Source organism: Bradyrhizobium sp. SHOUNA76, from assembly GCF_023006445.1.
In the GTDB taxonomy this organism is placed as follows: Bacteria; Pseudomonadota; Alphaproteobacteria; order Rhizobiales; family Xanthobacteraceae; genus Bradyrhizobium.
The window spans coordinates 1-12,045 of the sequence record NZ_JALBHA010000153.1 but is presented as its reverse complement, the minus strand read 5'-3'; the positions used below and the strand labels follow the sequence as shown (position 1 = coordinate 12,045).

Below are 12,045 nucleotides of genomic sequence, written 5' to 3'. Positions count from 1 at the left end.
CCGGGCGGAACCGTCGCGCGCGGCGCGGCGTGACCCCTCCGCCCGACGCGAGGCTCGTGATATCCACAACCGTCCCCGGTCCAGTACGGACCAGCGCAATCATCGCGAATATCGCAACAGGCCGTTAAGGTGGAAGTGAGAGGTTTGCTCCAATTTGGAGCAAACCTGATGGTCACGAGCCGCGAACTCGGCAAGACGCGTCTTCCGCTCTGGGCGGCAGGGTTTGTCGTGCTGATTTGCGTTGCGATCCTGGGCCTGAGTGCCTGGCGCGAATGGGAAGCGCGCGAGGCCGACCTCAGGAACGCCGAAGTCGACGTCGCCAATCTGGCCCATGCCCTGGTCCAGCATGCGGACGACACGTTCGAGCTCGTCGATACGCTCCTGGTCGGGCTGGTCCATCGGCTCGAACTCGACGGAACGGGACCGGACACGATCGCAAAGCTCCAGGCCTATCTCCCCACGCGCAAATCATCGGACCGCATCCGCGGCATCTTCGTCTATGACGCGAGCGGCCGGTGGCTTGCCACGACCGAGCGCCTCGACTTCTCCAAGCTCAACAACAGCGACCGCGAATATTTCCGGCGCCATCGCGACTCGCCGGACCCGGGCACGCTGATCGGACCTCCGATCAAAAGCCGCGCCGGAGGCCAATGGATCATCACCGCGTCCCGCCGGATCAACGATTCCGACGGCGGCTTCGCCGGCGTTGCTCTGCTCACGATCGACGTTAGCTATTTCGCCAAGTTCTACGAGCGGTTCGACATCGGCCCGAACGGCTCGGCGTCGCTGCTCAACAACAGTGGCATCATGCTGGCGCGCAGCCGCGACGAGAGCGGCGCCTTCGCCGGACGCGACCTGTCCAATGCGCCGTTGTTCAAGGGGTGGAAAAGCCGCCCCGCCGCGGCGGTCTACTATTTCAAGTCGCCGCTCGATGGCGTGCAGCGGCTGAGCTATTACCAGCGCAGCAGCCGCTATCCCCTGATGGTGCTGGCGAGCAAGTCGCAGGACGACGTGCTGGCCCCCTGGCGGAGCGCGGCAGCCGCGCGCATGACCTTCGTCGTCGGTCTCGTCCTGCTGATCGCCGTGATCGGCTACTACCTTGTCCGCCAGTTGCTGCAGCGGCAACGCACGGCACAGGCCCTCGTCGCCAAGGAAGCCAATTTCCGCCTGCTGGCCGAGCAATCCAGCGACATGGTGACCCGCATCGGGCTGGATAACCGGCTGCTCTACGTCTCTCCGTCCTGCGCGCGCATCACCGGCTGGTCGGCCGAAGAACTGCTGGGCACGTCGGCCCTGGCCGGCATTCACGCGGACGACATGGAGCGGGTAGAGCAAGCCATCGCCGCGCTGAAGAATGGCGAAGCCGAGGAGGCGAGGTTCGTCTATCGCCAGCGCCATCGCGACAAGGGCGAAATCTGGGCCGAGGCGGCGCTGCACGTGACCCTGGCGTCGGACAGCGGCGCGATCGACGGCGTCGTCGCGGTCGTGCGTGACATGACCGAGCAGAAGGACCTTCAGGACAAGCTCGCCTCGCTGGCGACGACCGACGGCCTCACGGGTCTTGCCAACCGGCGCGCATTCGACGAGCGCCTTGCCGACGAATGGGCGCGGTCCCGGCGCGACGGCACGCAGCTCTCGCTGCTGCTGATCGATGTCGATCATTTCAAGAAGTTCAACGACCATTACGGACATCAAGCGGGCGACGCCTGCCTGCGCGCGCTCAGCCGCATACTATCGGCTCAGGCCAGGCGCCCGGCCGATCTCGCCGCGCGTTATGGCGGTGAGGAATTCGCCGTATTGCTTCCGAACACCGGCCCTGACGGCTGCGCCGAGGTCGGCGAGGGAATTCGCCAGGCGCTGCACGAGCTCGCCATGCTGCATGGGCAAAATCCGCCGACCCGGCTGGTGACTGCGAGCCTCGGCGGCGCATCGGCTGTTCCGTCCGAGACCACGATGGACTGCAGCACGCTGGTCGCCGCCGCCGACCGCGCGCTCTACGCCGCCAAGGACGGCGGCCGTGACCGGCTGGTGATGTCGGGACAGGTCATACCATGGCCCGCGAAGACGGCTTGACGGGATCGGCCGGCGTTTGTCGCGCACGTTCCGGCACGATATGATTCGGATCGCGGCCGGATGTTCGGCCGATCCGAGAGTGTCCGCCGTGACTGATGGGATCAAGCTCGTCCTCTTCGACATGGACAACGTCCTGTGCGACTACGACAGGGGCAAACGTGTCGCGCGTCTGGCGGAGCTTGCGGGATCAAGCAGCGAGACCGTCCACCAGGCGATCTGGGACAGCGGATTCGAGCTCCTCGGCGATTCCGGCGCGCTCGATGCCACCGACTATCTGCGCGGATTCGGCGAGCGCATCGGCTATCCGCTGTCGCTCGACGAATGGGTCGAGGCGCGGCGCCGCTCGATGCGGGCGGATCGCGCGATGCTGGAAATTGCCGCGAGCTTGCGCAAGACCGTCGATATCGCCGTGCTGACCAACAACACCACGCTGGTCGCGGACCACATCGACACGCTGCTGCCGGAGCTGCGTCCGCTGTTCGGCGCGAATATCTACACCTCGGCCCAGTTCAAGACCGCGAAGCCGGACCCGCGCTGCTACCGTCTCTGCCTGTCCGAGCTGCAGGTGGCGCCCGCGACCGTTCTCTTCATCGACGACCTCGCGCAGAATGTCGCCGGAGCGAAGGAAGCCGGTCTCCTGGCGCATCATCACACCACGCCGGAGGCTCTGAGGCAGGCGCTCGCAATGCACGGCCTGCTCGAGGCGTCATGAGCAGACGCCGAATCAGGCAAGCTCCGCGCCGCGCCGCTCCGGAACCAGCGCGAGCAGCGCCACGACATCGAGCAAATAGAGCAGCGCCAGCGCACCGATCGCCGTCGGAAAGCCGTAGGATGCGCTGATCAGGCCGACCACCAGCGGACCGAACCCCGCGACCGCGCGGCCGATATTGAAGAACACGTTTTGTGCAGTCGCCCGCGAAGCGGTCGGATAGAGCTCGCTCATCAGCGCCCCGTAGCCGCCGAGCATGCCGTTGACGAAGAAGCCCATCACGGCTCCACCGATCAACAGCGCGGTTGCGGCAGTCAATTGCGAATAGACCAGCACCATGACGGCTGCGCCCAGCATGTAAGTAAGGAACGCAGGACGGCGACCGAAGCGATCGGCCGCATGGCCGAACAGAAAGATGCCAAGCGCCATGCCGGCAATGGTGACGGAGGTCCAGACTGCCGATTGGGTGAGGCCATAACCGAACCGCGTCGAGAGATAGTTCGGCAGCCAGATCATGATGCCGTAATAGCCGAAATTCTGCACCGAGCAGAGGATGACCATGGCAAGGCTGATCTTTGCCGTCTCTCTGTCGGCGACGAGCGCGCGAAGCGAGGCGACGGCATCCGTCGTCGTGGCTCTGCGTGCCAGGAAGATGTCGGGTTCGTGCAGCCTGCGCCGGATCACATAGGCAGCCAGAGCCGGAAAGAGCCCGACCGCGAACATGCCGCGCCAGCCGATGAGAGGCAGGAGGATCGGCGTCACCAGCGCCGCACAGAGCACGCCGAATTGCCAGCCGAGACCGACATAGGAGGTCGCCCGCGCCCGCTTGTCCGACGGCCAGGCCTCGGCGACCAGCGCCATGCCTATGCCGAATTCGCCGCCGAGCCCGATGCCGGCGATGGCCCGGTAGATCATGAGATCCCAATAGCCCTGGGCCAAGGCGCATAGTCCCGTGAAGACCGCAAACAGGACAATGCTCCAGGTCAGGACGCGGACCCGGCCGAGCCGGTCGGACAGCAGGCCGAAGACGAAGCCACCGAGCACCGCCCCGACCAGTGTCGCGGTCACCAGCGAGGCAGCCTGCGGCTGTGTCAGATGAAGGTCTTTCGAGATCGCCGTCAGCATGAAGCCCAGGATGAGCAGATCGAACCCATCCATGCCGTAACCCAGCGCAGATCCCCACAACGCCCGGCGCGCATCGGCGCCGATTTTGGAGGCTCGAGTCGAAAGCAGCTCCGCTTCAGTCACGATGAGACCGGTATCATGGATCTGACTCACGTTCCCCTCCCCGCACCAATCCGTCGCAATCGCCTGCCGGCGTCAGGCCAGATGACACGCCACGAAATGCCCCCCAGCGCCCTCCTTCAGCACGGGCGCGCTCTCGGCGCAGCGCGGCTGGGCGATGGGACAGCGGGTGTGGAAGTGGCAGCCCGACGGCGGCTTCATCGGGCTCGGCACGTCGCCCTTGAGGCGGACGCGCTCGCGCTTGAGCTTGGGATCGGGCACCGGCACCGCTGACAATAGCGCCCTGGTATAGGGATGCTGCGGGTTGCGGTAGAGATCGCTCGCTTTCGCCAACTCGACGATGCGGCCGAGATACATCACCGCGACGCGGTCGGAGATGTGCTCGACCACGGAGAGGTCGTGCGCGACGAAGAGATAGGTGAGGTTCAGCTCCGCCTGGAGGTCTTCCAGCAGGTTGATGACCTGGGCCTGGATCGACACGTCGAGCGCCGAGACCGGCTCGTCGCAGACGATCAGCTTCGGCTCGACTGCGAGCGCGCGCGCGATCACGATGCGCTGGCGCTGGCCGCCGGAGAATTCATGCGGATAGCGCCGCATGTGCTCGGCCTTGAGCCCGACCTTGACCAGCAGGCCCGCGACACGTTCCTCGCGCTCACTGGCGGAAGACGCGAGATTGTGGATGGTGAAGGCCTCGCCGAGGATCGCGCCGACCGTCATGCGCGGATTGAGCGAGGCGAACGGGTCCTGGAACACCAGCTGCATGTTCCGGCGCATCGCGCGCAGGTCATTGCCGCCGAGCTGGCGTACGTCCTGGCCGTCGAAGGTGACTTCGCCGTCGGTCGGCTCGATCAGGCGCAGCACGCAACGTCCCGTGGTCGACTTGCCGCATCCGGATTCGCCGACGAGACCGAGCGTCTCGCCGCGGTTGACCGAGAACGACACGCCGTCGACCGCATAGACGGTGCCGACCTGGCGCGACAACAGGCCACCGAGCACAGGGAAATGTTTCTTCAGGCCGCTGACGCGCAGCAAGGGCTCGCTCATGCCGCGCCTCCCAGATTTGTATCCCCGAGATGACAGGCCATGCGATGGCCAGGCGAAACCTCGCGCAGCAACGGCTCCTTCTCGGTGCAGACACTCATGGCGAATTTGCAGCGCGGCGCGAAGCGGCAGCCGACCGGCGGATTGATCAGGATCGGCACCGAGCCGCCGATCGCCTCGAGCCGCGTCTTGTGCTCGCTGTCGAGATCGATGCGCGGGATCGAGCGGATCAACCCTTGCGTATAGGGATGGCGGGGATTGCCGAACAGCTCGTCGACCGGCGCCTCCTCCACCACCTTGCCGGCGTACATCACGACGACGCGCTGCGCGGTCTCGGCGACCACGCCCATGGCATGGGTGATCAGCATCACCGCCATGCCGAAGCGCTCCTTCATGTCCTGGAGCAGGTCGAGGATCTGCGCCTGGATGGTGACGTCCAGCGCGGTGGTGGGCTCGTCGGCGATGATCAGCTTCGGCTTGCAGGCCAGCGCCATCGCGATCATCACGCGCTGGCGCATACCGCCGGAGAACTGGTGCGGATAATTGTGCACGCGACCTTCGGCATTCGGGATCTGCACCAGCTTCAGCATCTCGATGGTGCGATCGAGCGCCTGCTTCCTCGTCACGGCCTCGTGGCGGCGCAGGCTCTCGGCAATCTGCTCGCCGATGGTGAGCACCGGGTTGAGCGAGGTCATCGGCTCCTGGAAGATGAAGCCGATCTCCTTGGCCCTGATTTCGTCGAGCTGACTGCTGGTCAGCGGCACGAGATCGCGGCCCTCGAAGATGATCTGGCCCGCCGCGATCCGGCCCGGCGGCATCGCGATCAGCTTCAGGATCGACATCGCGGTCACGGTCTTGCCGCAGCCGGATTCGCCGACGACGCAGAGCGTCTCGCCCCGGTTGATGGAGATGTCGACGCCATCGACGGCCTGGAGGATGCCGTCGTCGGTGGAGAAGTGGGTTTTCAGGCCCTTGATCTCGAGCAGCGGCGCCATCAGATCACCCGTCGCGCATCGAGCGCGTCACGCAGGCCGTCGCCGATGAAGTTGATGGCGACCACCGCGATGAAGATCGCGCCGCCCGGAAACAGCGCCCAGTGCGGACCGATGTCGAGGAAGTCCTTGGCGTCGTACAGCAGGCGCCCCCAGGTCGGCGTATCCGGCGGGAAACCGAGGCCGAGGAAGGACAGCGTCGATTCCGCGATGATCGCGGCGGCGACGTCGATGGTGCCGGCGATGATCACCGGGCCGAGCGCATTCGGCAGGATATGCCGCACCACCTGCCGCACCGGGCTGGCGCCGAGTGCCCGTGCCGCCTCGACGAACTCCTTTTCGCGGATCGACAGGAACTGCGCGCGCACGAGCCGCGCCACCGGCATCCAGCGCAGCCCCCCGATCACGAGCACGATCAGGATGAAGATGCCGCCTTCCGGACCAAATACCTGCTTCAGCCCATCGCGGAACAGATAGATCAGCAGCAGCAGCAGCGGCAGTTGCGGCAGCGACAGGAACAGGTCGGTGAGCCACATCAGGCCGTGCCCGAGCGCACCGCGCGACATGCCGGCCAGCGCACCGATCAGGGTGCCGATGAAGACGGAGACCAGCATCGCGGCGAGGCCGACCGCGAGCGAGATGCGGCCGCCATAGATCATGCGCGCCAGAATGTCCTGGCCGAGATCATCGGTGCCGAAGGGATGGGCGAGCGAGGGTCCTTGCAGGCCCGCGACGATGTCGATCTCGTTGATCTTGATGCGCCAGACGAAGGGCCCGACCACGACGGCGAGCACCAGAACGAGGAGCAGGAAGGCGCTGACGACGGCGAGCTTGTGGCGGCTATAGCGCCGCCACGTCTCGCGCCAGGGCGAGTAGACGCGCCGCTCAGCGGAGGGAGATGCGAGGGTCAAGCCAGCCATAAAGAACGTCCGCGATGAGATTGAACAACACGACCAGGCACGCGAAGACGAAAGTCACGGCCATCACCACCGGCGTGTCGTTGGACAGGATCGAAGAGATCAGCAGCGAGCCGATACCGGGGATGCGGAAGATCTGCTCGGTGACGATGGCGCCGCCGAACACGGCAGGCATCTGCAGCGCGATCAGCGTCACGACCGGGATCATGGCGTTGCGCATCACGTGCTTGACGATGACCTTGGCCTGGCCGAGGCCCTTGGCGCGCGCCGTGGTGACGTAATCGAGCCGGATCACATCCAGCATCGCCGATCGCACGAAACGCGTCATCGACGCCGCCTGGAACAGGCCGAGCACCGCCACCGGCATGATCGCCTGGCGGATCATCTCCAGCACCCAGCGGATGCCGGTGCCCTTGATGTCGGTGGTATAGACGAACGGCAGCCAGTCCAGCGTGACCGAGAAGATCAGGATGAACAGGATGCCGGTGAAGAAGGTCGGCAGCGAGAAGCCGACGAAGGCGAGCGTGTTCGCGATCTGGTCGAACAGCGAGTACGGCTTGGTCGCGGCATAGACGCCGACCGGGATCGCTATCAGCAGGGCCAGGATCTGCGCCGAGCCGATCACATAGAGCGTGGCCGGCAGGCGCTGGAGAATCAGCGTGTCGACGTCCATCCGGCTGACGAAGGAGAAGCCCCAGTCGCCGTGCAGCATGGCGTTGAGCCAATGCAGGTAGCGGAGGTGAATCGGATCGTCGAGGCCGAACTTGGCCCGAAGCGCGGCCTGCACTTCGGGCGGAACGTTCGGGTTGGTCGCCAATTCGGAGAACGGGTCGCCGGGCGCGAGCGCAAGCACGACGAACAGCACGACCGAGATTCCGAGCAGGCTCGGAAGCGCGATCAGGAGGCGACGTAGAACGTATTGACTCATGAGGGAAAGCCCCCGTCTAGCGCTGGGGGATCATTCCTCGCGGTACCAGTCGAACAGATTGTCGGTCTCGTTGGCCCAGCCGGAGATTACCGGCCGCAGCGTGTTCGAGGCCGCCTCCACCTTGAGCCGGTGCTGCGCAGGAATGAACACGGTGTCCTGGAACAGCAGATCGTTGGCCTTGACATAGAGCGCCGCGCGCTTGACCGGATCCATCTCGCCGTCGGCGGCGTCGATGGTGGCGTCGTACTCCTTGTTGACGTAGCGCGGGAAGTTGGTGCCCTGCCACTTGTTCTCCTTCGTCGCCACGTTGCTCGAATGATAGCGGCGCATGTGCTGGGCCGGATCCGGCTGGCTCATCGGGATCTGGAACATCTCGATGTCGGCATAGAACTTGGCATAGGTGTCGGGATTGGCGACGTCCGACGAGAAGAACACCGATGCCACGACCGACTTCAGCTCGACGTCGATGCCGGCCTTCTGACAGGCCTGCTTGACGATCGCCTGGGTCTTCTGGCGCGGACCGTTGATCGAGGTTTGGTACACGAGCTTCAGCTTCTTGCCATCCTTCTCGCGAATACCGTCCGCGCCGGGCTTCCAGCCGGCATCGTCGAGGATCTTCGAGGCCTTCTCGACGCTGAATTCCCACGAGGTGTTCTTGGAGACGAACTTTTCGGGGCCGTTGAGGAAATTCGCGGTGGTGCGGCCGGCACGGCCGTAGATTGCCTTCTTGATGGAATCGCGATCGACCAGCAACGACAGCGCCTTGCGCACGGCAGGGTCGGAGAAGAGCGGATGCTTGGTCTTCATCGAGGCGCGTTCGCCGTCGACCTCGGTGTTTGGATCGGTGAAATTGAGTGCGATGAACTCGGTATCGCCGCCCACGGCATAGATGGTCTTGCCCTTGCCGCCCTTCTCCAGGCGCAGCAGAACGTCGTCCTCGACCTGGATATTCCAGCCGAAATCATACTCGCCGGTCTGAATCACCGCGCGTGCGGCCGAGACCGCGTCGCCGCCGCCCTTCATCTCGAGCGTGTCGAAATAGGGCCGGTTCGGCATGTGATAGTCTTTGTTGATCTCGCCACGGATCAGGTCGCCGGGCTTGAATTCGAGGAATTTATAGGGGCCGGTGCCGACCGGCGCGAGATTGTTCGGCGCTTCGCGGGACTTGGAGCCCTTGTACTCGGCGAACAGGTGCTTGGGCAGAATCTGTCCGGTCGCACCGACGAAGGCGTCCGCCCAGAACGGTGTCGGCTTCTTGAAGCTGAGGCGGACCGTGAGGTCATCGACCTTCTCGACCGTGATGTCGCGGTAGGTCGCCACGGTGACGGCGGCGGTCGCCGGATCCCTGATGTACTCCCAGGTAAAGACGACGTCGTCGGCTGAGAACGGCTTGCCGTCATGCCATTTCACGCCGGGCTTCAGCTTCCACGTCACCGACTTGCCGTCGGCGGCCAGCAGACCGTTCTGTGTCGAGGGAATTTCCGACGCCAGCACCAGCTTCATGTTGCCGTCCGGATCCCAGCAGGCGAGCGGTTCGTAGAACAGGCGCGAGCCGTCCTGGTCCTTGGTGCCGGTGGCGAAATGCGGATTGAGCAAGGTCGGTCCCTGCCACCACAACAGCTTCAGCGCACCGCCGCCGCCACGCTTGGTGGGCTTGTAGGTCGAGGTGCCCTCGGCCATGGCGACGCCGCCGAGCGCGAGGATCTGGTTGGCCAGGGGTGCGGTGAGACCGACGGCAGCAAGACGCTGGATGAAGGCGCGGCGATCCATCCGCCCATCCTTCACTTTGCCGATCATCGAACGCAGTTCTTTATCCAGCATGGTTGTCCCCCGCCTGGTTCCCATAGTGATGAGGGCGGCCGCATTACGTGGCTGCCCATTTGGCTGGCAGTAGATGGCACACCGAATGGGGGGCGCGTCAACTGCGACCGTGTGTATGCAAACGGTCTTCTGGCTGTCTGTTGGGCAAAACTGCGGTCTGCAGCCCATCCGTTCGGCAATCCAGCATCAAAACATGCTGGATTGCACGCTGCAGTGCGAAAAATTTGTTCGCCGATCAGACGAAGTATCGAGACGAAATTCTACGCGACGGACATGTCGAGCGGCGGCTCAACATGATCCGGCAGCGGACAGACATAGGGCGTCTTGGCCGTCCGCTTTTTCAGGTCGGCCTTGGCTGCCTTGATCAGCTCCGGATCCGTCAGCGCCTTGATGCCGAGACCGGCCATCGCCTTGGCCGCCTGCACCATGGCCTTGTGGGCATGCGGGCTCTTGCCCTGCGCCACCACCTGCCAGGTGTGGAAGGGCGTGCCGATTGCAACCGTGGGTGCGTGAACCTGCACGGTCGGCACCACCCAGCTGACGTCGCCGACGTCGGTCGAGCCGACCAGCGGATTGCGCTTGGCATCGAGCGGCACCAGGAAGTCGGCCAGCGGCCGATCGGTCTGCTCCATGCCGATCGCGTAATAGACCGACGCGATATCCTTGTCGCTCAGCGTCGCGCGGATCTGGCCGGCAAAGCTCTTGTCCGCGTCGTCGAAATGCGGCGGTCCGAGCTCTTCCATGACCCGGTGCAGCGCCTGCTCCAGCGGCGTGTTCGGGAGGATGTTGGAGACCGCTGAGATGATCTTCATCTCGACCTTGGTCTCGGTCATCAGCGCCGCGCCCTCAGCGATCTTGCTCACGCGTCCGACCAGTTCGTTCATGCCGGGAAGATCGCGGGCACGGATCGAATAGCGCACCCGCGCATGGGCCTGCACCACGTTGGGCGCGATGCCGCCGGTGTCGAGCAGCGCGTAATGCACGCGCGCGTCGCTCGGCATGTGCTCGCGCATGTAGTTCACGCCGACATTCATCAATTCCACCGCATCGAGCGCGGAACGGCCGAGATGCGGCGAGGCCGCGGCATGCGAGGTTCGGCCGGTGAAGATGAAGTCCGCGCGCGTGTTGGCGAGCGACGGCGTCACCGCGACCTCCCAGAAGCTGTGCGGATGCCAGGTGATGGCGATGTCGGCGTCCTCGAACGCGCCGGAGCGCACCATGAAGGCCTTTGCCGCGCCGCCTTCTTCGGCCGGGCAGCCATAGTATCGCACGCGACCGGGCACCTTGTTTTCGGCGAGCCAGTCCTTCACCGCGGTCGCGGCGAGCAGCGCCGCGGAACCGAGCAGATTGTGACCGCAGCCGTGGCCGTGCCCGCCCGTTTCGACTGGACGATGCTCGGCCACGCCCGCTTCCTGGCTGAGGCCGGGCAGCGCGTCATATTCCCCCATGAAGGCGATGACCGGACCGCCCTCGCCCCACTCGCCCATCACCGCGGTCGGAATGCCGGCGACGTTCTCTGTGATGCGGAAACCCTGATGACGCAGCTCGGCGAGATGCTCGGCGGCGGACCGCGCCTCGGTGTAGCACACCTCGGGCATGCCCCAGACCTTGTCGCTGAGGTCGATGAAACGCGCCTTGATCGTGTCGATGCCACGCCAGATGTCGCTGCGGTTATCCATGCTTCGATCCGTGATCCCTTGGTCAAACGAAGCGGCAATGGTTAGCAGTTTCACCGCACCGCGCCTAGCACCTCGCCGGACGGCAGCCATGCGACGCATGCCGGATCGAGGGTCGCCTGCCACCCGTGCATGAGGCGCTTCTGTGCCTTTCGAAATATCTCGCGCGTCGTCCTCACGAATAGTTAGAAACGAGGCTTTAAAGACGGCCTCCCCCGGCCTAAATTAGGCCTGCTTCGCGCCTCGCTCCTCTGCAATCGCGGAGCGATGCACTCAGCCAGGAGAACTCCATGCCCGCCCTGACCGAATGGAGAGTGCCGCCGGCCAATCAGCCGCGTGCGGGCGACTACGGTTTCGATCTCGACCGCGCGCTCGCATCCGTTGTCGGCCTGCATGCCATCATCCCGCCGGACGCCTTCAGCGCCGAGACGCTGGGCACCGAACGGGCCGGCAACGGGGTCGTGATCGACGACGGGCTGGTGCTCACGATAGGTTATCTCATTACCGAGGCGGAGTCGGTCTGGCTGCACCGCGCCGACGGACGCGTGGTGGAGGGTCATGCGCTCGGCTTCGATTCCGAGACCGGGTTCGGGCTGGTGCAGGCGCTCGGCCCGCTCGACGTCGAGCCGCTGCCGCTCGGCTC

At 65.0% G+C, this 12,045-nt stretch carries 10 protein-coding genes; 3 read left to right on the top strand and 7 right to left on the bottom strand.

All coding sequences use genetic code 11. The features are described 5' to 3' along the window. Positions 1-168: 168 nt before the first annotated feature. Together MOV74_RS17745 and MOV74_RS17740 are read left to right on the top strand one after the other, a co-directional pair. Positions 169-2,073, top strand: coding sequence for a sensor domain-containing diguanylate cyclase (locus MOV74_RS17745; RefSeq protein WP_246924987.1), 1,905 nt, complete (start codon positions 169-171; stop codon positions 2,071-2,073). 88 nt (positions 2,074-2,161) lie between these two features. Next, entirely contained in the window at positions 2,162-2,785 is a 624-nt protein-coding gene (locus tag MOV74_RS17740; RefSeq protein WP_246924984.1) for an HAD family phosphatase, read from the top strand. Positions 2,786-2,797: 12 nt separating this feature from the next. On the opposite strand, the gene MOV74_RS17735 is transcribed toward MOV74_RS17740, so the two are convergent. The 7 genes from MOV74_RS17735 to MOV74_RS17705 form a co-directional block, all read right to left on the bottom strand. Next, positions 2,798-4,060: an MFS transporter gene (locus MOV74_RS17735; protein ID WP_246924982.1), complete on the bottom strand. Its 1,263-nt coding sequence runs from the start codon at positions 4,058-4,060 to the stop codon at positions 2,798-2,800. A 42-nt stretch (positions 4,061-4,102) separates the two neighbouring features. Then, positions 4,103-5,071, bottom strand: coding sequence for an ABC transporter ATP-binding protein (locus MOV74_RS17730; RefSeq protein ID WP_246924979.1), 969 nt, complete (start codon positions 5,069-5,071; stop codon positions 4,103-4,105). Beyond that, positions 5,068-6,063 (bottom strand): ABC transporter ATP-binding protein, encoded by a 996-nt coding sequence (locus tag MOV74_RS17725; protein WP_246924977.1) that lies wholly within the window; start codon positions 6,061-6,063, stop codon positions 5,068-5,070. The genes MOV74_RS17730 and MOV74_RS17725 overlap by 4 nt, the downstream gene beginning before the upstream one ends. After that, the gene (locus MOV74_RS17720) at positions 6,063-6,980 is read right to left on the bottom strand and encodes an ABC transporter permease (RefSeq protein WP_246924975.1); all 918 of its coding nucleotides are present in this window, start codon (positions 6,978-6,980) and stop codon (positions 6,063-6,065) included. Before MOV74_RS17720 ends, MOV74_RS17725 begins: the two co-directional genes overlap by 1 nt. After that, positions 6,946-7,905, bottom strand: a complete 960-nt coding sequence (locus MOV74_RS17715; protein WP_246924973.1) for an ABC transporter permease — start codon at positions 7,903-7,905, stop codon at positions 6,946-6,948. Before MOV74_RS17715 ends, MOV74_RS17720 begins: the two co-directional genes overlap by 35 nt. A 30-nt stretch (positions 7,906-7,935) precedes the next feature. Next, on the bottom strand, positions 7,936-9,726 hold the full coding sequence (locus MOV74_RS17710; protein WP_246924970.1) for a peptide ABC transporter substrate-binding protein: 1,791 nt from the start codon (positions 9,724-9,726) through the stop codon (positions 7,936-7,938). A 260-nt stretch (positions 9,727-9,986) separates the two neighbouring features. Next, the gene (locus MOV74_RS17705; RefSeq protein ID WP_246924967.1) at positions 9,987-11,405 is read right to left on the bottom strand and encodes a M20 family metallopeptidase; all 1,419 of its coding nucleotides are present in this window, start codon (positions 11,403-11,405) and stop codon (positions 9,987-9,989) included. Between the two features lie 287 nt (positions 11,406-11,692). Here MOV74_RS17705 and MOV74_RS17700 point away from each other — a divergent pair. Continuing rightward, positions 11,693-12,045, top strand: a 353-nt coding sequence (locus MOV74_RS17700) for a S1C family serine protease (protein WP_246924964.1), incomplete at its 3' end; no start/stop codon positions are given.

What these genes read in the sequence shown, in the direction of transcription:
- MOV74_RS17745 (WP_246924987.1), top strand. Translation starts at nt 169, where the DNA reads ATGGTCACGAGCCGCGAACTCGGCAAGACGCGTCTTCCGCTCTGGGCG.
- MOV74_RS17730 (WP_246924979.1), bottom strand. Translation starts at nt 5,071, where the DNA reads ATGAGCGAGCCCTTGCTGCGCGTCAGCGGCCTGAAGAAACATTTCCCT.
- MOV74_RS17725 (WP_246924977.1), bottom strand. Translation starts at nt 6,063, where the DNA reads ATGGCGCCGCTGCTCGAGATCAAGGGCCTGAAAACCCACTTCTCCACC.
- MOV74_RS17720 (WP_246924975.1), bottom strand. Translation starts at nt 6,980, where the DNA reads ATGGCTGGCTTGACCCTCGCATCTCCCTCCGCTGAGCGGCGCGTCTAC.
- MOV74_RS17715 (WP_246924973.1), bottom strand. Translation starts at nt 7,905, where the DNA reads ATGAGTCAATACGTTCTACGTCGCCTCCTGATCGCGCTTCCGAGCCTG.
- MOV74_RS17710 (WP_246924970.1), bottom strand. Translation starts at nt 9,726, where the DNA reads ATGCTGGATAAAGAACTGCGTTCGATGATCGGCAAAGTGAAGGATGGG.
- MOV74_RS17705 (WP_246924967.1), bottom strand. Translation starts at nt 11,405, where the DNA reads ATGGATAACCGCAGCGACATCTGGCGTGGCATCGACACGATCAAGGCG.